The organism is Ignavibacteria bacterium (genome assembly GCA_041649015.1).
Classification (GTDB): Bacteria; Bacteroidota; Ignavibacteria; order Tepidaquicellales; family Tepidaquicellaceae; genus CAIKZJ01.
On record JBAZNU010000006.1, the window covers coordinates 49,815 to 74,460 of the forward strand.

Annotated in this window: 17 protein-coding genes and 1 tRNA gene; 2 read left to right on the forward strand and 16 right to left on the reverse strand. The window is 35.4% G+C overall.

From position 1 onward, the window contains the following. Positions 1 to 5: 5 nt before the first annotated feature. The 10 genes from WC644_10525 to WC644_10570 all read right to left on the reverse strand — a co-directional run bounded on the left by WC644_10525 (position 6) and on the right by WC644_10570 (position 13,429). Positions 6 to 1,478, reverse strand: coding sequence for an oligosaccharide flippase family protein (locus tag WC644_10525; protein ID MFA5012373.1), 1,473 nt, complete (start codon positions 1,476 to 1,478; stop codon positions 6 to 8). A gap of 3 nt (positions 1,479 to 1,481) precedes the next feature. Beyond that, positions 1,482 to 2,720: a hypothetical protein gene (locus tag WC644_10530; GenBank protein MFA5012374.1), complete on the reverse strand. Its 1,239-nt coding sequence runs from the start codon at positions 2,718 to 2,720 to the stop codon at positions 1,482 to 1,484. Positions 2,721 to 2,732: 12 nt separating this feature from the next. Next, positions 2,733 to 3,884, reverse strand: a complete 1,152-nt coding sequence (locus tag WC644_10535) for a GNVR domain-containing protein (GenBank protein ID MFA5012375.1) — start codon at positions 3,882 to 3,884, stop codon at positions 2,733 to 2,735. A gap of 28 nt (positions 3,885 to 3,912) precedes the next feature. Beyond that, positions 3,913 to 5,613: an SLBB domain-containing protein gene (locus WC644_10540; GenBank protein MFA5012376.1), complete on the reverse strand. Its 1,701-nt coding sequence runs from the start codon at positions 5,611 to 5,613 to the stop codon at positions 3,913 to 3,915. A 35-nt stretch (positions 5,614 to 5,648) separates the two neighbouring features. Continuing rightward, positions 5,649 to 7,052 carry a phosphoglucomutase/phosphomannomutase family protein gene (locus WC644_10545; GenBank protein MFA5012377.1) on the reverse strand — a complete coding sequence of 468 codons (1,404 nt, stop codon included), beginning with the start codon at positions 7,050 to 7,052 and terminating at the stop codon, positions 5,649 to 5,651. Between the two features lie 6 nt (positions 7,053 to 7,058). After that, positions 7,059 to 7,466, reverse strand: a complete 408-nt coding sequence (locus WC644_10550) for a cobalamin B12-binding domain-containing protein (protein MFA5012378.1) — start codon at positions 7,464 to 7,466, stop codon at positions 7,059 to 7,061. Positions 7,467 to 7,638: 172 nt separating this feature from the next. Beyond that, positions 7,639 to 8,607, reverse strand: a complete 969-nt coding sequence (locus tag WC644_10555; protein MFA5012379.1) for a lysylphosphatidylglycerol synthase transmembrane domain-containing protein — start codon at positions 8,605 to 8,607, stop codon at positions 7,639 to 7,641. Next, positions 8,608 to 9,186 (reverse strand): Maf family protein, encoded by a 579-nt coding sequence (locus tag WC644_10560; GenBank protein ID MFA5012380.1) that lies wholly within the window; start codon positions 9,184 to 9,186, stop codon positions 8,608 to 8,610. It lies immediately after the preceding gene. Beyond that, positions 9,179 to 10,900, reverse strand: a complete 1,722-nt coding sequence (locus tag WC644_10565) for a proline--tRNA ligase (protein ID MFA5012381.1) — start codon at positions 10,898 to 10,900, stop codon at positions 9,179 to 9,181. The genes WC644_10560 and WC644_10565 overlap by 8 nt, the downstream gene beginning before the upstream one ends. Before the next feature lie 159 nt (positions 10,901 to 11,059). Next, complete coding sequence (locus WC644_10570) at positions 11,060 to 13,429, reverse strand: hypothetical protein (GenBank protein ID MFA5012382.1); 2,370 nt, start codon at positions 13,427 to 13,429, stop codon at positions 11,060 to 11,062. 171 nt (positions 13,430 to 13,600) lie between these two features. Here WC644_10570 and WC644_10575 point away from each other — a divergent pair, with 171 nt between their 5' ends. Next, complete coding sequence (locus WC644_10575; protein MFA5012383.1) at positions 13,601 to 14,245, forward strand: SOS response-associated peptidase family protein; 645 nt, start codon at positions 13,601 to 13,603, stop codon at positions 14,243 to 14,245. Positions 14,246 to 14,297: 52 nt separating this feature from the next. Here WC644_10575 and WC644_10580 read toward each other — a convergent pair whose 3' ends face one another. From WC644_10580 to WC644_10600, 5 genes are all read right to left on the reverse strand, one after another. Beyond that, positions 14,298 to 16,277 (reverse strand): T9SS type A sorting domain-containing protein, encoded by a 1,980-nt coding sequence (locus tag WC644_10580; protein MFA5012384.1) that lies wholly within the window; start codon positions 16,275 to 16,277, stop codon positions 14,298 to 14,300. A 180-nt stretch (positions 16,278 to 16,457) separates the two neighbouring features. Further along, positions 16,458 to 16,531, reverse strand: a tRNA-Pro gene (locus tag WC644_10585). Between the two features lie 350 nt (positions 16,532 to 16,881). Continuing rightward, entirely contained in the window at positions 16,882 to 18,438 is a 1,557-nt protein-coding gene (locus WC644_10590) for a hypothetical protein (protein ID MFA5012385.1), read from the reverse strand. Then, positions 18,439 to 20,436 (reverse strand): tetratricopeptide repeat protein, encoded by a 1,998-nt coding sequence (locus WC644_10595; GenBank protein ID MFA5012386.1) that lies wholly within the window; start codon positions 20,434 to 20,436, stop codon positions 18,439 to 18,441. Positions 20,437 to 20,440: 4 nt separating this feature from the next. Next, a complete protein-coding gene (locus tag WC644_10600; GenBank protein ID MFA5012387.1) occupies positions 20,441 to 22,657 on the reverse strand; it encodes a lamin tail domain-containing protein in 2,217 nt (738 codons plus the stop codon). Positions 22,658 to 22,719: 62 nt separating this feature from the next. Between WC644_10600 and WC644_10605 the strand changes: the two genes are divergently transcribed. After that, positions 22,720 to 23,577 (forward strand): peptidoglycan endopeptidase, encoded by an 858-nt coding sequence (locus tag WC644_10605; GenBank protein ID MFA5012388.1) that lies wholly within the window; start codon positions 22,720 to 22,722, stop codon positions 23,575 to 23,577. A 136-nt stretch (positions 23,578 to 23,713) separates the two neighbouring features. Here WC644_10605 and WC644_10610 read toward each other — a convergent pair whose 3' ends face one another. Further along, positions 23,714 to 24,631 carry an SH3 domain-containing protein gene (locus tag WC644_10610; protein MFA5012389.1) on the reverse strand — a complete coding sequence of 306 codons (918 nt, stop codon included), beginning with the start codon at positions 24,629 to 24,631 and terminating at the stop codon, positions 23,714 to 23,716. Positions 24,632 to 24,646 lie beyond the last annotated feature (15 nt).

Here is a 24,646-nt window from a genome sequence, read left to right on the forward strand (position 1 = left end):
TCACATCATTTATATTTATTAATATAATCATAAATCATTTTCTTAGATTTATACATCTCTTCCTTATTCACCGAAAGTAAAAACCAAATAACTATAATAAAAGGAGTCGCATAATAAGATAATTCCCTGTTGATATTAGAAAGATATGAAACTGCCGTTAATGAAAGAATCGTATACAAAAAAGTCAAAGTAATAATCCTGTTTGCCGAATAACCTATAGAATTCCTCGAATAAACAAAATACATCAGGAAGTGCATCCCGAAAGACATTGCATATGCGTACGAAACATAAATTAAGGGCATATTCAGTATTGCAACAAATATGTAAACCGATGAAATGAATATTGTATTAAAAATAACGTCTATTATAATTATCTGCTTGATTTTTCTCCTCGGAATAAGCCAAAGACCGAAAAGCGCAGCCCCTACCCTGAATAAGTCACCGATAAATTGAGGAACAAATAGACTTGTCGTTCCGGAAAAATTCTTGCTGAAAAGCAATGATACAAGAATATCCCTGTAACCAAGAAATATCAGCATCATCGGAGTTATTATCAGTAGAAGAAACCTCAGGTTGTTGCTGAGCTCAGAGTTAATAGCATCATTATCGCTGCATTCGGCAAGCTTAGGCAGTGAATAATTCGTCAGAAATATGTAAATAATACTGAAATAAGTAATTGATACCGATAAAACTGACTGATAAAGTCCGTTTTGCTCATAACCGTACTCCGAGATCAGGATTTTACGAATAAGTATAATGATCCCCTGATGTATTAAAGATGATGACAATGATATAAGCCCGACTTTAAATATCAGGCTTTTCTCTTCACTGCTTGGTAAAAACGAGGTTCTCTTAATATACTTTTTAATTATATCCTTGCAGAATATTATAAAAAGCAACATGGGTAATATACCGAATACAAGAAGGTAAATACCAACTCCGGTCATATTCCAGAAATATACCAGCGGTATTAAAATAAGAATTGAAGCTATGTTAGTTATAACACTGATATTAACAATAGTATTAATTCTCTTAAAGCTTCTGAGAAATGCTTCCATGATAGAATAAAGTATCGTGAAAGGAGCCGAAATGAAAATAATGATAAGAAAATAATAAAATGCCCCGTCATCAACGAGAAAATCTGATATATATCCCGAAAATAGTATAACTAATACCGATAGGACTACTGAAAGCAACAATATCCGCAAAGTAATATACCTAAAATAATAAGCAATTTTACTTTCGGACTCTTCAGTACCCTCCGAATGCAGCTTTGATATTTCTGATGTTGTTGATACAGGCACTCCTAAATTTGTAACGGATGTAAACAGCAAGAAAAAATTATAAAGCTGGGAAATAATTCCGAATCCAACAGGTCCGAGAAAGATTGCATAAAGCTTAATCCTCAATATAGATGCCGCTGTTCCTGTAATAACCGATAAGCTGAGCCTGGAACTTATTTTAATTAATTTAAGAATGACTTATTGCTTAATTTTTTCTAAATAATCATTACTCTTGTAAACTTTAACGAGAAATCCGTAGTAAATCAAAAACAAAGGCATAAGAAAATATTCGGGATAGATTAATATATCTTCAAAAAGATTTTGCATTAATATGCTTACAACAGAAGCAAAACAGAAAATAAATAAATCCCTGTGATGGCTTTCCTTTGGATGTTTCTTGATTGAAAATCCAGATTTAAAAAGTGTGAACAATGCATAAACGACTGTCATAGTTGTAAGTAGCATCCCGAATTGAATTCCAAGAAGGAGAATAAAATTATGCGGATCAGCTACAATTTCCAGGCTGCCCAAAAACATCTTCTCTGCTGTAAAAGTATCGTAAAAATTTATAACTCCGTAACCCCACATGAAATGAAACGGGTCGGCAACAATCATGTCGTAAGCTGTTACAAACAAAAGCAGTCTTGAAATCGAACTTAAACCGCCTTTAGATGCTGCAAAATCAGCAAAGATTGTCACAACAAGGATGAAACTGATTCCAAGCATGATAATGAACAGCCTTTTCGACTTAAAATATGAAATCAGCAAAATGGAAAGCCCTGCGGAAATATATGCGGCACGTGAGAACGTAAACAACATCGAAATAAGAAAGAAAACTAAAAGTGCAAGCATCACAAACCTGTTACCTTTTTTCATAAACATCTTATATACTACAATCGGGATTACAATGCTGAATGAGAAACCTGATGCGTTAGGATGATTGAAGAACCCTATCAGATATCCAGGATAAAAAGGGTTTTGCTGTAAACCTGCAAGCAATGTAAACCATCCAAATAGGCCGTTAGCCAGGGAGAATGCGGTTACGACATTAAGTAATGTCTCAAATTTCTGCGGCTTTTCAAAAAGAGTTTCTGGTATAAAAACCGCAAACATAAAGAAAACAGGGAAATATGATAAAATCTTGAAAATACTCTTTACATCGCTGTTGCTCTGGAAATTAAAGAAGAAAACATTAATCAGCAAAATAAAACTGATAAGTAAAAGTATCAAATTATCCAGACTAAATTTCCCGAATCTGAAAATTGCTATCGATTTAAAATCCCATCGCAGTAAAAGAAAAATCACGAAAAGAGCAATGTGTATAAAATATATTGCGGATAATATTATGGCAGAAAAAGGCAGACCTGAAAATGCCAGAAAACTAAAAAATAAAGTTAAGTAACAAACAATTTCTGCTATTGACGAATCTTTTATCAATCCCGTTTAACGTTATTTTGATACTAGATGGTTTCTGTATATTTTCCATTTCTCGGATAAGACCGAAATGCCGGCAGAAGATAATAATGCTAACAGGAAAACTACAACGGTTATAGTAAGTCTTTTTGGTTTTACTTTCTTATCGGGTTCAAAGGGATAATCAAGAATTAGCACTGAAGGGGTCTCCCGGTTTTCTTCAATCTTTGACTGCTCATACATAGGAAGAAGAAAGGTCACAATCTTGCTTTGAATTTCAATATTCCGAACAAGTCTGAGATAATTTATTGCAACATCAGGTTTGCCTTTTAATGCAAGCATGTCTTCTGTGGAGCTCTCATTTTTCATTTTGCTTAGCTGTGCTTTAAGAAGGTTTACTTTCTCGACCTGCTGTTTTACTTCGGGCTGGTCGGGAGCAAGAATTTTCTTCATTATTTCGAGCTTAACCTCTTCAGATTTAATCTCTACTTCAAGCTGTACTCCGATTTGAGCTGCTGCTTTTATCTGGGCGTCGGGAGCAACACCGAAAACATCCTGAAATGCCTTCAGGCTGTCCTCGGATTTTTTCAGGTCTTCTTTTGCCAGATTATATCTTGTTTCGATGAATTCCCTGTTATTCTTTGCGTTTAATACATTAAGCTCGATGTTTATCTTATTCAGTGAATTCACAAGATATTCAACCATTTCCTTGGCTCTTTTAGGGTCTTTGTCATAAGCCCCTATTTCCATCGTTCCGGCTATCTTGTCTTTCTTTAGTTCGATTACATTCTCTCTCACGTACTTCAAAGCATCGTACATATACTTAAACTTTTCTTCCTCAATAATATTGAACTTTACAATCAGTTCTTCAAGAGATCTTCTGCTGTTAAGAATATTGTCATACAAAGCAAGTTCCTTGTAAACAGACCCCCCTCCGGCAAGTTCTCCAAAATCCATTCCCGTTAGGCCGGCTCCTCCGATAAGGCTTGATATATCTCCGGATTTACTCGTCGTCTTCACTGTTGCATAAGAATAAAAAATTGGATCCATTACGAAAAAGACTACAAAGATTGTGATGGCCGTTAATGTTAATGTAAACGAAAGAATGAATTTTCTGTACCTGAAAAATACATTAAGGTAATCTATCAATCTGAGCCCCGATCCCTTATCCTCTGTTTTTTCTGACATTATAATTAAAGTTTTTGTGTTAAAGAAACTATTTGTTCTGCTGCATTATCAGCAAATAAGTTGTAATAACGCTTGCCACCACTCCGATCATTGTTGCAACGATAGTTAAACTCTCTCTGAATTCGGCGGGTGTTTCTTTCGGCACATAAATAAAATCTCCTGAGCCAACCTTGGTGTCTTTGGGTTTATACCATCCCCTCGTGTTGAATTTTATTATTCTTGTATTGCTTTCATCCGCAGCAAGCGAATATCCTCCTGCCTTTTCAATATAGTAAGTATAATCTGCACCCTCCTTGTAAGGGACGAAACCTTCGCTTCCCACTTGTCCGTAAACATATACAATATTCTTATTGTCATTAATGTATACAACATCTTTGTCCTCAAGAACAATGTTTTGAGACGTATCATTCTCAAGGTATAATTTTTCAAAATCAACGATAACCCTGTTTCTTCTTGAACGCACATCCCTTTCAAAATTAAGTTTATCCTTTTCATTAATAATCAGGTCATTCGCCCTCATGTTAACCATTACTTCAAGAGTATCTTTTGCATTGTATTCCGCGTCATATCGCCTGAACAATATGCATAAAGGCAGATATGCCGTTTTTTTCATTCCGCCTGCGATTTCGATAACATCTTTTAGTCTTGTCGTTTTCTCAATGATAGGATAAACTCCAGGGACGTTGACTTCTCCGAGTACGGTTACGCTGAAGTTTCGGATATAATCAGTTTTGTACTTCACAAAAAGCCTATCATATTCGCTGATCTTGAATTTTTTATCCTTTTCATAATCCAGATAAAATATTTCAAATTCTTTCGTCTCAATATTCGTCCTGTAAACAATAATACTATCTGTATTAGCTTTAAAATCGAACCCTCTGCCCAAACCTATAATAGCTTCAAGGTCATCCGATTTATTATACTCGTAAACTCCGGGAAGTTGAACAGCACCACTAATAGTAACATAATTCTTATAAAGAAAGCCAAGAGGTACTTTTACAAAATCCCCCTCTTGCAAATAAGGATTATATTGATCTTCATTCGTGTAAAAATATCTGTAAAGGTCAACATTGGCAACGCTGCCGTCTTTATGAATAATTTCGATATTACGAAGGGATATGCTCGGGAAAAAGAATTCAGACCTGTTGCTGAAATCGTATTGTGCTCTTTGAACATTCACGGTATCATAATAAACATAAGTAATAAGGTCACTGACCCTGTTCATGGAATTGACTTCGATTTTCTTCTGAACAATACTTGAAACTGTAACAAGAAAAGACTTAGGCGTGACAAGAGTGAAACTTATGTCACTTGAATAATAACGCTTCTTTACGGCTTTTATAACCCTGCTCTTCGCCTCATTCAAAGTAAGCCCGTCAACTTTTACCTCGCCTACAGTTGGAATTAAAACTGAACCTTCAACGTTTACATTTATCGGAATCTGCTGATTAAGATATCCGTAAATACCCAGAGAGAAAACATCATTAGGTCCAACAATGTATTTATTGGGATCTACTGCTTTATCAACTACAACTGTCATATGTGGAGAACTCTGAAACTGTTGTTGATTCAATGAACTTAATATATCCGAAGCATCAGAGTTAATCCTCAGGTCCTTATTGCCTGGCATACCCATTTGCTGCAATTGAAGTTGTTGCTGTTGTGTAGTCGGAGATTGATTTGTTGTAGTATTCTGCGAAAAAACATAATATGTCGCAATAAATAGCATGATACAACTTAAGAAAAACTTATTTGTCATCAAACTTAATGTAAATTAAAGTTATTAATTGTTTTGTTTAAAACATCGAGAGTCTCATCATCACCTTTTGTCTCACAATAGAATCTTAATAAGGGTTCTGTGCCTGAAGCACGAATTGTAATCCAGCCATTTCGAAAGAAAAACTTGTAACCATCTAGAGGGTCAACAGAAATAATTTCTTTTCCGCCAATCTTGTCACCCTTCTTCAACTTCTTACAGTCTTCAAGTGTTTTATTCTTCAGATCTTCTGTTGTATGAACATCTATTCTTTTATAGAAATATTTACCAAACTCTTCATCAAGTTCAGCTTTCAATTCTGAAATGCTTTTACCTGTTTGTGCAAGCATTTCAAGATATAAGAGACCATTAAATAGACCGTCTCTTTCTGGCAAGTGCCCTTTGATACCAATTCCACCGCTTTCTTCAGCTCCAATTAGAACATCAGATTCAATCATACGTTTAGAAATATGTTTGAATCCAACGGGAACAGTTTCAAGAACAAGATTATACTTTTCACAATATTCTTTAATTAATTCAGACGCTGAAAAACCTCTAACCACTATCCCATTAAGTCCTTTAACTTGGTGAAGATATTTTAGAAGAAGCGCAAAAGTCTTTTGTGCATCAAGGAAATCTCCATTTTCGTCAATGATTGCAATCCTGTCTGCATCACCATCAGTTACAATACAAAGATTATAATTGCCTTCTTTTGTTGTTTTACAGGCAAGCGATAAATTTTTCTCCACGGGCTCCGGGGCTCCTCCCTCGAAATATGGATTAACCTCTGCATGCAACTGGTCAACATTGATCAATTCATTAATAGTATTCTGACCAGCACCATACATTGCTTCGTAAAGCACTTTGAGATTTGCTGCGTTTATTATATTTATATCAATTTTTTTGTTAAGGTTATCTATGTAATACTGTCTGCCGTTAAAATATTTTATAACACCTTTTTTCTGCAGTTCATCAAACGAGCTATATCTATTAACGGTTTTAATATTTTTGAGTTCGGCTTCGACTTTAATTAGTTCATCTGGATTCATTGAACCGCCGAATGAGTCTTTTAGTTTAAATCCATTATACTTGAAAGGATTATGAGAAGCGGTTATCATTACGCCAAAAGCCAGATTAAAATCTCTTGAAAGCAATGATACTGTCGGAGTAGTAACAAATGTATCGGTTATCATAACTTTGATACCTTCACTGCCGAAAATTTCAGCAGCAGCATGTGCAAATTCTTTTCCTAGAAATCTAGTATCGTAACCAATTATAATTCCGTTCTTAATGTTTGTGTGGTTCTTAAAAGTTCTAGCAGTAGCAAGTGATACTCTTCTTACATTTTCAAATGTGTAAGTGTCTCCAATAATGGCTCTCCAGCCATCTGTCCCAAATTTTACAGGTTCCATTTATGATTATATATTTCTATTTTTGTTTACCCAATTTATTACGTATTCTACTGTTTCAGTAGTTGTAGCACCTGGAGTAAATATTTTTCCGATCCCAATTTTATTAAGCTCGTCAATATCTTTCTGAGGAATAATCCCACCTCCGAAAAGTAAAATATCATTTAGCATCTTTTCATCCATCAGTTTCTTGATTCTGGGGAAAATAGTCATATGCGCACCGCTTAAAATACTGACACCGATTGCATCAACATCTTCCTGTAGTGCAGCTTCAACCATAGACTCAGGCGTCTGTCTCAGTCCTGCATATATAACTTCAAAACCAGCATCACGAAAAGCCGCTGCGATTACTTTTGCACCCCTATCATGTCCGTCTAGACCTACTTTACCTATTAAAACTCTTATTTTTCTATCCAAAACATTAATTTTTACAATATTAAATATAGTTTTTCTAACTTTTTACTTCAAGTGATTTAATTGCAAGAGTTGATCAGAAATTTAAGAGAAACAACACTCAAAATTATATATAATAATGTTTAAAATCATATATTTTAATAAAAATGAGCTTTTAAGTAAAGAAATTATTACTTTACTTTTCAAGTTTCCTAAAATCTATATGGTCTTTCCTATTAAGAATCTGCACAGCAAATACACCTAGTATCACGGCAAACCATAACGTAGCAACCCTGATAATAATAGTGGAAGCTACCGAGATATCTTTTGGTATTTTCAGAAGCAGAAGTAGTCCAGTTAAGGAGGCTTCTGTAGCACCTAATCCACCCGGAAGCATTGCAATAGCACCTACTAGTGTTGAGAAACCATAAATAAAGGTAGCAGATAGTAAGCTAACTTCAATATTTGAGACTTCAGAAAATACGTGAAGCACAACATAAAAACCGAGACATTCCAGAAACCATGCTGCGGTACTAGCAATTACCATTAATATAAGAGGTTTTATTTTTACCAGTTCATACATACTATCGTAAGCTGAATAAATCTTATCTGTATGCTTTGCTGTAAACTTAATTCTTTTGAAAAAGTTTATAATCTTATGAGATAATTTTTTAGAACTTAAAATAAGTGTAAGAAGAACAAATCCTATTCCTGTTGCAAGAACTATTTCAATCCCATAACCAAATACAACGGCACCAATTGAACATAAAATTACTATTGACAGAAAATCGGTTATTCTTTCAGCGAGGATTATTGGTGCTGATACGCTAACAGGTGTACCGGTTTCCTCTTTAAGCAAAAAGGATTTTAGAACTTCGCCCATCTTCCCCGGAGTGACACTCATGATGAATGAACCCATGAAAATTAGGAACGATTTTGATGGTTTAAGCTTTATTTTCAGAACATGAAGATAATATTGCCATTTTGCAAATCTAACAAGATAATTCCCGAATGAAAGCGCAAGGACTACTGGAAACCAAATCCATGAAAATTTTGAGAAAGCTATCATGAGGTTTCCGAAGTCTGCATATATACTGAAGGCGAGGAAAATAACCGCACCGAGTGAAACAGATAATAATATTTTCTTCTTGTACTTTTTAAACATTTAAAAAGTTGCCTGAATTAGTTTATAGAGTTTAACAAGAGGAAGTCCTACCACGTTGTAATAATCTCCAGTTATTTTTGCTATAAACAGGCATCCGAAATCGTCTTGAATACCATAAGCACCTGCCTTGTCAAGTGGTTTGAACTTATTAACATAGTAATTTATTTCATCATCGGTAAGCTTTCTGAATTCAACAGTCGTCTTTTCGTGACCGTACTTTTCTTTACCTGTTATGTTATTTACAACATTAACACCAGTATATACTACATGTTTTTTACCGCTGAGGATTTTCAGGTAATTTGCAGCCTCTTTAAGATTACGTGGTTTGTTTAGAATTCTTCTTTTGAGATATACTATAGTGTCTGCACTTATGATTATTCTATCTTTGTGATTTTGCGCAACAGTCCGTGATTTCCTCTGTGCGTTTGTTCTAACGGAGATATGAGGTATCTTACCTGAGACTTCCTTAGCATTCGATTCAACAACCTGAAAATGAAAACCCAACTGCTTTAAAAGATGTTTTCGTCGAGGAGATTTAGATGCAAGTATATATTTAGCTGAAAGTACTTTATCAAGCATTTAAAAGGGCATTGAGTTTTGTCATTAAGTTCTCTTTCGCAATGATACTTCTTTCACCGGTTTTTCTTACTTTGAATTCTATATTTCCGTTTTTATAATTCTTTTCACCAATGATAATATGAAAAGGAATACCAATCAAGTCAGCATCTTTAAATTTAAATCCAGGCCTCAGATCGTCCCTATCATCATAAAGAACTTCGATTCCCATTTCAGTTAGTTCATTATAAAGGGTTTCGCAGTAGTCAGTAATTTCTTTGCTTTGTGTAGTAATATTAATCAGCATTACTTTAAACGGAGCAATCTCGCCGTTCCAAATAATTCCGTTTTCATCATGGTTTTGTTCAATATGAGAAGCAATAATTCTTTCAACACCAATGCCGTAACTTCCCATAATGATTGGATTTTTCTTGCCGTCCTTATCTAAAAACTTAGCACCCAGCGATTCTGAATACTTTGTACCGAGCTTAAATATATGCCCGACTTCAATAGCTTTAGTAACGCGCAGCCGGCTTGTTTTATCAAGAGTAAGCTCGCCTTCTTTGACTGTTCTGATATCAAAATATTTTATGCCTTCGACATCCCTTTTCAGATCAATGTTTTTAATATGGTAATCATTTCTGTTTGCACCGCTAACGAGTTCATCCGCATCCTGAAGCCTTAAGTCTGCGACAATTTCAATTTTACCTTTTAAACCTATGGGACCAATTGAGCCGGCATCAGCGCCTGTGATTTGCATTAATTCCTCAGGATGTCCCGGTCTTAAATTTGCTCCGTAAAGGAATTGAAGTTTTGTTTCATTTACTTCATCGTGACCGCAAACAAGCGCCAGCAGATACTTGTCTTTCTCTGTTTCTGATTTTCCGGGAATTACAAATACACGAGACTTTGCCAGGCGAGATTTATCCGTAATGTTTAAGAATCCGGCAAGCTCTTCGATTGACTTTATATTTGGAGTGTGAAACTCTTCATAGGGAAGATTTGTATTTTTTCTTTCAACGATTTCGGAAAAAGAAACCGCTACTTCAAGATTTGAAGAGTATTTGCCGTCTTCACTGATAACAACAATATCTTCACCTGCTTCAGATTCTACCATAAACTCTTCAGACTTAGTACCACCCATCGCACCGCTGGATGCTGAGACAGCAAAGAACTTAAGTCCGCATCTCGAGAAAATATTTCTGTATGCTTTATCCTGAAGATTATAAGAATCGTCAAGCCCTTCCCATGAAGAATCAAAAGAGTACGCATCTTTCATCGTAAACTGCCTGCCGCGCAGCACACCCGATTTTGGCCTGGATTCATTCCTGAACTTTGTTTGAATCTGATACCACATTTGCGGAAGTTGCTTATAAGACGTTATGTAATTCCTGCAAATCGAGGTGAAAACTTCTTCATGAGTAGGAGCAAGCACAAGCTCACGATTTTTTATCCTGAAAATAATATCGCCAAAATCGTCAAGACGTCCGGTTTCATTCCACAGCTCATTTGGAGAAAGAGCCGGTAGAAGGAATTCATTTCCTCCGATTGCATTCATCTCTTCACGGATTATCTTTTCAACTTTATTTTTAACAATAAGTCCGAGCGGTAATACGGAATACACACCTGAAGTAAGTAATCTGAAAAGCCCTGCACGTATTGATAGCTTATGCGAGGCAACAACTGCGTCTGCAGGATCCTCTTTCTGAGTCGGTAAAAACAGTTTTGATAGTTTCATTCTAATTGATGTAAATAAACTTCACGGTTATTTTCCCATAAAGCACGAAAAATGCAAATATACGGAATTTAAAAACTCTATTCTATTGAAAGAGTTTTCTCGAAAACAGAAAACGAATTAGATATTTAAGAAATTAATTAAATAATTCGGAATACCGAATTAATTAGACGGAACGAGTTTAAGCAATTTTGCCTCACCCGGATTGTAAACTCCAACAGATACAAATCCTGAGTTATTGCTTAATGAGGCATAAACCTCACCGGTGACGGCGTTGCGGAGCTCCCATTTTGCCGATGACTGCAGTTCAGCCATATTAAATTTTATCTTCATTAAGCGCTTATCACCCGTATTATTTATTTCAGGATATGTTCTTTTATTCAAAGCAAGAAAATAATAAGATTTAGCACCGGGTTTTGCGGATTCAGAATTTTCACTAAAGAAGCCTATTTCCCAAAACCTTTTGTCTAATGGATCGCAATTCGAACATTGTGGATTTTCAGAAAATTCACCTGAAGCATCACGCATTATGCTCTGGATATCGGAGATATATTTAAAAGGAAGCCCTAATCCCGATTTTGAATCAACGGTTGCAGTTCCATCATATACAAGATGTTCTTTGCTTTTTCCTTCCGGATACATTATGCTTCCAATTTCAGTCATATGCTTGTTCAGTTTTTCCATAAACTGCCATTTATGCTGTCCGTAATAATTTAGCTCTCTTACTCCTGAATAGTCCGGATTTGTGAGCCCCCTGTTAAACAATCCGTTTCTCTGATCGAAAGTATTGTAAGAAAACTGCAGAATAATCTTTGCACCGTAACACATGGCAAGAAAATTTGTAACACTGATTTCTTCATTTGTAGGTTCCCGCAGTCCCCAATCCACGCCAGGCTTTCGAATAACCGCCTCATCGCTGTTAAGCTGAGTAATTGCCCCAAAAGTAAGATTTTCTATTCGTGCACTTGAAGAAACAAAGCGCATCAACTTTATTGTACGGTTCAAATAAGTAATATATCCATCCCAATTTATTTCTTCTTTATCACCATAATATTTTTCATAACTGCTTTTAACAATGTATTTTTCAACCGGAGATGCTTGGTCATATTTTAGCGTGTGCGGATAGAGAATCCAGTATAATTGAGGGAAGAACTGACAGATAATGAGATTCGAAATTGCATTTGAGGCAAACAAAGTATCGTAAGCAGTCTTCCAGTGAATTGACCAATCGGTCCCCCTATTTCTTAGCAAACCATTGCCGACAAAAGCAACAGGGTCTGCTATGAACGTAACAGAATACTTTCCATTACTGTATTTTTCAACAAGTTTTTTAACTTCAGCAATACAAGGGATGTTATTGAATGCAGTCTCATCAATCCAAAAATAACCAAGCCCAGGAATATTCAAAAAAGATTCGACTTCTTCTTTTATTTTATGATGAAACTTCCATGGATTTAAAGAATTGTTCATTTCAGTTTCAAAAGAATCCGTAAAAAGAAAATGAGCCCAGGAATCATCAAGCCTTACGTAATCAAGCCACAGGTCCGCTTTACCAAGCCATTTTACCATATAATCAACTTTGCTATCCGAGGGGTTTCCAGCTCCATCTGATAATAAAGCGGCAGAAACAGACATTCTTTCAGGAGATATATTCCTGTATAATTCGATATACGATCCATCATATGTTTTTTTACCGTCTTCTTTGATTTCAAGAAAATTATTGCAAGTGATCATGATTGAATCAATGCAAACACCCTTGAAATTCAGGACATAAATCATCGCAACAGGTACATCAGGATTTTCGAGTGCAAACTTTGCATCAATCCTCATACGCGGTTTTATGTACCACCTGTTTTTGTAAGACGGCTGTTTAATATCGGATAATAATCTTGATAAACCGTTTGAATTTTCAGAAGAAACATCCAGACTGCTTATTTGCTCGCAGTTATCGACTAATCCTTTGACCATATATCCCGGTTTATCCTTTCCGGCTTTACAATACTTGACCCTGACATTTTCTCCCATCCAGTTTTCAGTAATATCGTGCGAGTCATCAAAATCAGAATACATAAACCCGTAAGCGGGAAGTTTATCATTCCAAGACCCCGCATCCTCCGCCTGATAAGATGAACGCTGTCCGTAAGCGGGTCTAAGGATTTTTTCTCTTTCAAGTATAAGGGAATTCAAGCCCGAAACTGAATACCACTGAAGTATGACATTGCGCATATAATCTCCGTATGAAGCAGTATCTTCGAAAAATCCTCCATCCCGTTGAATTGAATTTTTCCAATCAGAAGGCAAGGAGTCGAAATGCCCACAGTAATTTTGCATTAAATTATACGAAAGTGACTTATACCGTTTGAGATTTTCCGGTGATCGTGCTGCTTCCATTTTGAAAAAATTCATCGTACCAATGTAGAAACGGTCTGTCAAATTTTCAGTTTGAGCGATTAATTGTAAATCTATGAAGAATAAAAGCAATAAAACCAATGCGGGAAATTTCGAGCTGAATAATGTGATATTTAATTTCATGTTATTCTCTTAATTGTTTTTAACAATGTAAAATATTTTACATTATAAAGTAATACTAATTTTATAACAGATTTTGAGTTGCTGCAAAATATAACATCTTGGAATAGTAAATTATTTATTTAATTAATAGAAGGAAATTGTAATACTAATAATAAAATATTATATTTATACATGTGTTCGAGATTTGAGAATAAAGAAACGGGAGAATCAATATTTAAGAAGTTTGAAAAAGACTTTGTGATGTTGAATCTTGCACCGAAGAATTTAAAACAGATAAATATTGCTCCAAGCGATGATATACTCATAATTCAGAAAAGCAAAGAGCAGTTCGAACTGAAATGCTTTACATGGGGTATAAAGTTTCCGGGAGATAAGACACCTCTAATATTTAATTCCAGGATAGAGACTATAGCTGAGAAGCCTTATTGGAAAAAGTTGTTTACACATAACAGGTGTATTATTCCTGCGACGGCTTTTTACGAGTGGAAGACTTTCGGTGTAAAAAACAAAGTTATAAAGATTCCGCAGCGAATATGGTTTGAGACAATGCCGCTTTTCTTTATGGCTGGTATATATACAGAAATAAATAATGGTATCTTTGCATCGCTTATTACTTCACAGCCCAATACAACGATTGCGAAAATTCACAACAGAATGCCTGTTATTCTAAGTAAAGAAGAAGGCATTAAGTTTTTGAGTTCTGAAGATAATGATGCTTTGTATTTATGTAAACCGTTAGTAGAAAAAATTGCAGTTAATATCGAGACTGCTGAAGATATTTTGACAGATAGGCAAAGAGAATTTCTGAAAGGTTAATAAAAAAGGGATATCAAATGATATCCCCTTTTGATTATCGAATATTACATCCTTATTTCATTAATATCATTTTCTTCACATCAGTAAAGCTACCTGCTTCAATCTTGTAATAATATACGCCTGTGGATAGTGAGTTAGCATTAAAAATTACGAAATGATTTCCAGGATCTTGTTTTTCGTTTACGAAAGAAGCAACCTGTTTTCCAAGAGTATTGAATACTGTTATCTTTACATCTGAGGCTTTTGCAATTGAATAGTTAATCCTTGTAACAGGATTGAACGGATTCGGATAGTTCTGTTCAAGTTTGAAAGTTAACGGAACTTCATTAGTTGTAATTGAAGTCGGACCACTAACAGTAATTGAAACTGCTCTTTTGTGAACCGGAGTACCGTTCGGACCTTTAGCAGTAACATTAAGAACGTATGCCCCGGGAGTTACGTTATTTACTGTAACCCTTACTGTTAATGAATCTGGATAAGATGTAAGTTTGTCTCCATTTGGAGTCGTGATAACAAAGTTACCGATAGCAGGAGTGGGTGTAACTTCTCCTGAAACTATGACAGTATCGGTATATAGTTTTACTGAAGGAACCACCATTTTAAAATCAGCAAAACCGTTTGGATTACTAATAGTGCCTTCAGTTGGGTTCATTCTCATAGCAAAGTCGGGGAAGTAACCAACGTAATTACCAAAAGTATTATTGCGGAAATCAGTCCATGCAACCATAGATACTTTCCCGTTTGATGCTAGATAGTCATAGTCACCCAAATAAGCTGGTGTACCTCCGTTGCAAGAAGTGCAGTTAATTCTGAATTTTTTGTTTGAGATTTTCTGATTAGGTGCGAAGGTTACTCCTCCATCAGTAGATACAGTACCATAAACCATACAGCTGTCGCTTGTCGGGCAATCGCGGGTATCAAGCCATTTAATATAAAGATGACCAGTATTAATGTCACACCAAGGTGCAGGGAACCATTGATGATTATTTTGCGTATTAGCATCATCGTTTACTCTTACAGAGTCAGTCCATGTAGTTCCTTGATTGTCAGAATATCTTAAATATATATTTGGTTTTTGGCCGCTTGAATTAGGGTTATTCTTAGTGTAAACAAGATAAAGTCTTCCTCTGTTTGGACCATTACTATTATCAGCAATGATGAAAGGATAAGGTCTGGTTCTCATATTCTGAACAGAGTGTCGTGAGTTTACATAAGTACCGACGTAACCTGCAAAATTTTGAGTACTTTTCAAAACCCAAGTTGTACCACCATTGGTTGAGCAATAGAAATTATATGTACCAGCAGTTGATGAGCCTGTGTGAGTTACTACATAAGCAGCACCTCCGTTTGTCGAGCCGTTTGGTCCGACGCATACCATCATACCAGGTAAAGTATTTGAGAAAGAACCTACCTGAGTAAAAGTAGCACCAAGGTCAGTACTTCTTTTTATATTGCCAGGAGTCATAACCTGATAAATGTAGTTCGCATAAGGACCGCCTGTTTGCACTGCAGCAATCCAGTTTTTATCGTTACCCGTACCTCCTGTAACTACCGATGAATAATTCACACCACCATTTGTAGATTTAGCAACTTTGGTACCTGAAATAGAGCCATACATATTGTCGAAATACAAATTTCCCAGACCATCAAATGCCATGACAGGATCTCCACGTACCACAGCTCCCCAAGTGGGTTGAGTAGAAGGTAGCCAATCAATACCGTTTAGAGTATAATATGAATACGCGCCGATAGTCGAACCAAGATTATTCCACGCAGCAGCAAAGTTAGTTGGGACAATTGGATTCCCAGCCATACCTACTTCGGCAAAATCAGTGCCAATGTGCCAATTGTCGTAGTCATCTACTGTGATAACTGCTCCAGGCATGTACATACTTGGAGGAAGCTCAGGTCTAATATAGACAGGATAGTCCTTATTAGGATCAATTACTTTCTGAGAATAAGAAAAATCGGTAAAATATAAACCGAAAATAATAAACAAACAGGAAAGTAAGAAAAGTTTTTTAAGAATCATTTAACGTAACACTTTAGTTAATAAAAATTATTTAAATTAGCTACAATAATAAACTATTATTTCTAAATAATCAATAATATTTGAAAGTAATTTGAGAATGTTCAGATTCTATAAAAGGACAGAAAAACTCGAAAACGAATCTTTCCGATTCCATCAAGACAATTAGACATGAATGTTTTGTCGGGATGGGCAGACTCGAACTGCCGGCCTCTTGAACCCCATTCAAGCGATCTAGCCAACTGATCTACACCCCGAGAAATCAAAAATATAGAAAGAAAAATAGATAAACAATTCAAAAATAGATTATTGCTCGGAAGTATTTTAATAAGGTTTGGAAACACGGTTGGCTCAGGAAGGATAGATGTACGGCAGAACTTAGGCTTTAGTACGGAGTTAACACGGCTTTACTCCGTATTGTAAACGTACTATTATCGTGGAATTATCGCTCTATTATTGTATTTTGGTGTGTTTTACTGTTTTTACAGTAAATTAGTGGTTAATAGGTGTAATTAAAGTAGAATATACATAAAGGAACTACTTTATTTTACATGTAAATAATATAGTTATAAAACAGAGAAAAGTCAAGTGAGGAAATAGAATTTGATTACTTTTTTGAATAAACTTCAATTCCTGAAGTGGAGAATTTGAGCACGAAATTATTAAGAAAATCAGGATTGTTTTTTACAGCATCATGAATATGATCATTAGGAGAATCGATGTAGAATAAAATCCAATTAACATATTTACTTGGTTCATTCATTGCTTTTTCACCTATTTCATAAGTATGAAAAGTTATTCTATCTTTAAGGTTTATACCACTCCACGGGTGAATTGCAAACACAACATTGTCGTAGAGGATATTACCTCCTTTATAGTTTTCTTTAAGAAATAAAGAAAGGTCTTCGCTTGCTTTGCTGTAAGAATATTTAGCTTCAGCAAGTGAAGGGATGCTGTACGGGAAATTGTAGAGAAACGTAAGCTGCTGTACAAGAAGACCAAAAGCGAGAAAGTACAAAAGGAGTTTCTTCCCGATGTATTTTTGAACGTAAAGAGCAAAAATACCTGAGAAAATTGCAATAGCGGGAAACATGTACAAACCGTATCTGCTGTTGAAATAGCCGGGAGGCACAGAGTTCGGGAGTTCAATTATTACCTGACCTTTATACATTAATATTAGACTAACCGGTAAAGCAACCCAGAGAACATAGACGGGAAGAGATTTTGAATTGAACTTATTTTTAAAAGCATAGACAAACAAAGCTATTATTGCAAGTACTGCGTAAAGATTTCCCGAATATAACAACACGGAACTGATATAAACTTTTGCGGAAAGCAGAAAATTATTTTTAGTGAGAAGTCTTCCCGCTGCTTCGTAATACTGAAGTTGATACAGAGTAGAAAACCTTCCTCTTGAGAACTCAAGCGCATCGCCATAGAATTGCCAGTTATACCAGAACCAAACGATTATTAACAATACAGGAACAAATCCATAAATAAATGAATTCCTTATTGCTTTATCCTTATCAATTAATGAAATTACATACACAACTAAAATCGAAGCTACTGCAACAGGCCATGCATCGTATCTTGACCCGACAGCGAGAGATATAAACAATGAAGAGATAAGTAAATGGATTCGCTTCTTATCATAAGCCCAAATAAGCAGATAATAAAAACTGCAAATTGTAAGAGTTAGGTAAATCTGCTCAGTCATGGAAGTAGTCTGGAAGTACAAAATATTATAATTCAGTACATATACAAAAAAACCAAACCAAGTAGCAATCACGTTGTTCGTTAACTTTTTAACAGATAAAAATATAACTACAGCACTTACTGCAAACAAATGGAAATTCATGATTGATGCTGCGAGACCTGTCTGCCATAGGTAATCTACATAAGCAAAAGGCATTAGTAATAAGTTTGGGAAAGGAAGCCAAACAGTACCTATCTGATTTATTATTCCCGGATTGTAAGCATCAAAGAACCTTCGTGCAGCTTCGAGTCTGTATATTGAATCGCGGTAGGCGAAATTAAAATCAAAGTAGTAAGATAAGAACTGTGAAACCAGACCAAGGATTACTGACAGAAGAACCGCATAATTAAGATAATATTTATTATCTTTTAAAATTGTAATGTCTTTAGTATTACCAGTCTTAAGCATTTATTTCTCGTTTAAAGAATCAAGTTTATTCTTCGCATTCAAGTCCTGCGGATTTATATTGAGAATCTTTGTATAAACTTCTTTTGCTTTAGGAACATTGCTTTCCTTCAGATAAAGGTCAGCAAGTCCGTTATAAGCGTTTATATTTTTATTATCCTTTTCGATTGCAAGGTTAAAATATTCCTTTGCCTTATTATTATTCTTCATTCCTAAATAACACATAGCAATATTATTCAGGTATCCAGAAGCAGAAGCCGGATTAAGTTTCACTGCTTCATTTAAGTCTTTGATGGCATCATCGAACTTTCCTTCCTGATAGTACTGAAAAGATCGTTTCTCATAAATTGCCAGCTGATTATTTTGAACGCTGTTCGGGATATTATTTTGAATCTCCTCCTGAGTATTTTCCGGATTAGATTTAAGAATATCAAGAATATTTTTTGAATCCCTGTAATTAGGAACAATAGTCTGAAGTTTTTCAAGCATTCTTATTGCTTCGGGAATATTCCCCTTCTGCTGATATATATTACTTAACTGGAAATACCCGTCAGGTGCGAGACTATCAATCGCAATCCCCTTTTTAAATTTTATTTCGGCGGAATCAATATCGCCTTTAATAAGAAATATCAGTCCAAGATTATGATGCGCAAGAACAGAGTTATCGCGAATTTCAATGGCACGTCTGTAACGTTTCTCTGCTTCAGCGTAGTCCTTCTTATTAGCATACATATTACCGGCATTTACAAGCAGTACGTTTCCATTTTTTCCGTCGGCTGTCATATACAGAGTTTCGTTATTTTTCCATTCGGCATTTCTGCTTACAGTAAGGTATGCAAATACAACAATAATCAGTATGAAAAGTACAGCAAAAATATTTTTATTCTTATCGTTAGCGAATCTGACAATGACGAATGATATGATAATTGACAGAGCAAAAGAAGAAAGATATAAAAATCTTTCAGCCATGTAGTTCATTGTCGGAATGATATTCATGACCGGAAGTAATGAAATAAGGAAGAATAAAATTGTGAATGAGACTTCACCGTATTTCTTCTGCAGGTTAAAAGAAATAACGAGCATTGCGATAATAAACAGAATTGAAAGGATCACCTTAATATCGGCGATAGAATAAGAATCCGGAAGGACTCCGTTATAATGATAAAGTAGATTCACGGGAACAATCAGCAGTCTGAAATAAACCGGAACTGTCTTCAGCATCGTATAAATTGCAGTTGAAGTCTCCTCACCGTAAAAATACATGTAAGTAGTTCTGTCAACAACATCCTTCAGGACAAGGTATCTTATCAAGACGAAAATTATTGTTACTGAGATAAATAATGCATATTGCAAGATATTTTCTTTAAACCAATCCAACTTTCTTTTTCTGAAGAAATAATCATACACAAACAACAGAACAGGAGTTGTAACAATCATTTCTTTTGAAAGGAGACCAAGAAAATATGCAATCAAAGAAACAGCAAGCAACGATTTTGAATATCCTTCTTCTGTATATTTTATATAAAACAGAAAGGACAAAAAGAAGAACATTGTCGTTAGTGAATCTGTCCTTCCGCTTATCCAGCTTACAGCTTCAGTATGAATCGGATGAACGGCAAAAATCAGAGCACCTAACAAAGATGACATCATTCCGTACTTAAATTCGCCAAACAGTTTCATAAGTATCATTAACAATAACAATGCAGTAATTGTATGAATAATTACATTCGTAAGATGAAATCCAAACGGTTCCATACCCCACAAAGCATAATCAACCGCATACAGCGAAGACACAACAGGACGGTAATACCTGCCTATAACCTTATGGAAACCTTCTTCTGCCGTGAAGAACTTCGGGATGTTTGATAATACAGTAATAGACTGATTATTCTGGACAACGCTTTCATCGTCGAAAACAAAATCGTTAAATAGCGAATTGTAATAGACAAAGAATGCCGTAAGAGCGACGATTAAGTATAGTATTTTCTTATTTTGCATCATGACATTATAACTTTGCAGCAACTACAAAAGTTGCTTTTATTTGTTCGATTGTACCTCCGTTATCATCAACAGCTTCAAGAAAAGCAACGTATATGCCGACTCTCAGCTTTTCACCGCTTTCATCTTTACCGTCGAAAACAATCTGTGATTCACTACCGCTAATCTGATTATTGAGAAGTGTTTTTATTATTCTTCCTTTCACATCGAATATTTTCACACGAACCTGAGCAGTGTTTGTTTTCAGTTTGTATTTAATTATGGTAAAATCTTCCCATCCGTCACCATCGGGCGAGAACGGATTAGGACTTATGCTCAAGGATGTCTCTTTATTGTTCGAAGTGTAAATGCTGTTCTTTTTTCCCGGAGTACCACCGAGAGGGTCGGCAGAGCTGCTCCAGATTGAAGAGAGCGTCGAGGGCAAAGATGTATTTATTCTTTCAAGTGAATACCCCTTTGTATCGGATAAATTATTATTGTGCCATTTGTCCGAGTAAATTAATGAATCAATAATGTTATTTAGAACATCTGTCACTTTTATGACTGCACCTGTATTAACAAGTGTTAAATCTGAATTGAGTAAAACTCTTCTTGAACTATCAGTGGTGCTATTGAGGAAACCAAACCGGTTATACAAGGTTGAATCAGCGGCAATAACAAGATACGAATTCGGCTGAAGATAGAATTTACAATCGGAAAAAATATTAATACTCTTTGTGCCAACGATTGCTTTCCATCCGTTAAGACTTAAATATTTGCCGGAGTTATTATACAACTCAATCCATTCGCAACTTGTAGTAAGCGGGTCAAACATTATTTCATTTATTAATAAATCGTTTTTATTTCCTGAGATTAGGCCTGTAAAAGAATTCATTCTCGTCGGCGACGAGAATTCACAATCCAGCGATGTCATCCAGTTTGTTGAATCCTGTGAGGGTTTGTTGAAAGAAATCCTTTCGAGCGAATTTCTGCTACTGCCTCCCCAAGATGAACGGTATGTAACCTCATCTATAATACCCGAAGCATTATTCAGAATTACAACCCTGTCAACATCATTATTGAACACCGGTAAACCCGAAAGATACAAAACCTTGCTTGAATCAATTAGCGGATGCAAAGGCACAAGGGCATTGCTTTTCGCAATTACTAAATAGTCGCTCGCATTGATTACCCTGTCGGAAGTTGTGATTGTAACAGGCGAAGCAATCGAAGTCTCATCCGCAATTTTCCAGTTCTTAATATTAATAGGTGCGTTGGAATTATTATACAACTCTATCCATTCCGGCTCTGGACTTTGAGGACTGTACATTATTTCATTTATAAGAATACCAGTAAGTACTGTCTGCCCTCCTACAGTTACACTCCTTACCAGCTTATTATTTAAGGTATCATCATCGGGTGTCCATGAAACGACACCGATGTATTGTTTCTTTCCGCTGTCAATGTTCGGAATAGAATACCTGTAATTAATCGTATCACCCTGATTCAGTACTGAGGTATAACTTTGTTGATGAATAATTTCATTCGGCAAGGCTATACTGTCGAAATTCAAATCCTTATATATATTAAGTGAAAAATTATTTGCCTGATTAATACCAGAATTCTTAAACACGAAATCCAGTTTTAGAGTGTCACCAGTATTCGGGAAAACGGGAGAAATAGCAAAACTCTTAAGCATTAAATCATTCTGCTTTAGTGTAATCGAATTTTGTTTGCCGGGTGTCGCTTTCTGAGGGTCTATAGAACTTCCCCAGTTGCTTTGCTGAATAGTAGGTGCGTTAGGATTTATTCTTTCGAGTGAAAAACCTCCACTCCCTCCCCAGCTGTTTGTATAAAACAGACTGTCAACGTTTGCACCTGTGCCATTCTTTAAAACAAGACATTCGCTTCCTGTATTATTGAGCGCATTCCAACCGATTGACTGAATCAGCAAAGCAGAAACATTTGGATAGTTCAATCTAAAGTTTGCAGAATCCTCGCATATTACAGCATAAGAATTTCCGTTTAAAATAATGTTAGAATTTGTAATGGTTCTGAGAGGGTTGGTTACAGCTGCATCTTTCCATTTCCAGTTTTGCAGGTTTACGGGTGCTGAAGAACTGTTATAAATTTCAAACCATTCCTCAGCAGGAGAAACGGGCGCATACATTAATTCATTAATTACCACCTGTGAATATACATCCATAGTCAGCAATAACATAAAAACAGCGAAGAGTTTTTTCATTTTCAATATATCGAGGTATATTTATATTGGTTTTAATTTAATCATATTAAAAATATAATTGTATGAAAAAACTTCATCTTTCTATAATATTTCTCTTATTCTTTTCTAATGTTTACTCACAGAAATACTGTACGGCAAATGATTATACACCTGTACTGAATACATATAACTTCTTTCTTGTTTTCGGAGGTGATAACGGTTCATCGGTAAAACTCGACAGCAGAGGGCTGATAGGTGAAATGGAGTTCATTGCATTTCCGGGTACGGTCTTTGAAATAATTGAAGTTGCAGAATTCGATGATAGAAATTTGAAATATTATAAAGTAACGACGGATGAATACGAGTACAAAGGAGATTTCTACGTTGACAGCAGAATGGTTACGACTTACAACACAAAGCCGGAATCAAGGAAAATAGATAAACCCGTCAAAGAAGATGTTTTAAAATTCATGAAATCATTAATTGGATATCCATATATGTGGGGCGGCAACTATGCGTACGGAATATATCCCATGCTGAATTACTATCAGCCAAAAAACGAAATAGATGAAGCCACAGAAGCACTCTGGATTCTTAAAGGAGTTGACTGCTCGGGACTGCTTTATCAGGCAACGGCAGGATACACGCCCCGCAATACATCCTCACTTCTATCTTTCGGAAATCCGGTAGATATTGAAGATAAAACACTTGAAGAGATATTACCTTTACTTAAACCGCTCGACCTGATTGTAGTTAAAGGACACGTTGTAATAATTCTCGATGAAAGTACGGCTATTGAATCATCACCAAATTCAGGAGTTCATACATCCGACCTGAAATCACGTCTCGCATCAATAATGAATGACTGTAAACCTGTGAATGAAATCGGAAAACGTGAATGGAAAGATAAAGAATTTACAATCAGAAGATGGATTGATTGAAATTCAAATAGTTACATCGTTAAATCAAAGTTAATTGCCTTAAACATCTGTATTCACAGTTTATAACATTAATTTCAAAATGTGACATTAAAATTAATTCTAAAGAATCAATATTTTTAATAATACAATTTTTAATTTAACCTGCCCAGTTAATTCCCCCTCCTTTTATCCGTCCGTTTGCTTTGTCTGTCCATCCGGTTTTACCTTTTTCCGTTTTAATCTTGAACCAGATAACTGAACGTTCATTTTCGTCGTTGTCATTTGGATAGTATTCATTCAAATTACATCCGACGATAGAAACCTTTTCACCTGTTACCGTTTTTCCCACAATAGATGAGTTTGCGTCGGGTGATGAGTATAGCGTCAAAGATTCAGTTATAACACCTTCCTTTTTTCCCAAAGGATATTCTTTTTCAAGTATCTCCTTAAACTTGTTTTTCTCGATTGTGCATTTTCTTTTTATATTATCGAACCCAAAATTATAATTGTAGTATATAAATCCGTCTCCGTATATAATCGGCTCATTCCCGTAAAATACTGTTGCTAATTCGGGGGCATCGTTGAATATGAATAAATATTCGCCGTAAAAAGGAAGGTCAGGATTAACAGGGTCTGTTGATACATAGTATATCAAAAGATGTTCGTAATCATCGGTTTTATCTATATCAATTGTTTTTACTTTTAAATTTAAATCGCCGATTGATACAATCCTTTCTGCTTTTTCTTTTCCGTCTATACTTACTGTATATTTTAGTTCAGTCCATTTTTGTTTCTTAGTTTCCGGGAAAAACGTCGAATGGATTTTGACAATATTATCTTTTTCGCCAGGTGAAAGCTTTGCTTTAAAAGTTGTATCCCTAACCTCACCTTTAAGAGAATCTTGCAAAGACTTATCACTTGAGGGTTTGTCTAAAGATACCGGCTCTACTTTGTTTGAACCATTATTCTTTTCATTTGTTTGTCCGCAAGAGAACAATAGAATGATTAAGAGTGTAATTAAAATATAACGCATAAAAATTCCTCCAATTTTTAAATTTATAAATTTATTTTTCATTATTTCCTATACTAA